Here is a 207-nt window from a genome sequence, read left to right on the forward strand (position 1 = left end):
TCAAATAAGTGTTGACGCCAGTTTCTATCTCCCTATAATGCGCACCACTCCCGGCGACGACGAAGAGTAAATGCTTGAAAATCAAGGATTTATGGATTCTCTCCCAGGGGTGGTGAAGTGCTCCGGCAGGTTGTTCGCCGCAGCGGTTCGGTCCCGAAAGGGGCTCGAAACGAAGCTTCACCGAGGTGCTTGACAGCGAATTTGAAC

General features: G+C 52.2%; 1 protein-coding gene. It reads right to left on the bottom strand.

From position 1 onward, the window contains the following. The coding region (locus G5A07_RS22335; protein WP_223107921.1) for a hypothetical protein at positions 1 to 181 on the bottom strand (181 nt) is incomplete at its 3' end. Positions 182 to 207 lie beyond the last annotated feature (26 nt).

Origin of the sequence: Stenotrophomonas sp. AS012628 (assembly GCF_010608305.1) — a bacterium.
Lineage (GTDB): Bacteria > Pseudomonadota > Gammaproteobacteria > Xanthomonadales > Xanthomonadaceae > Stenotrophomonas > Stenotrophomonas geniculata.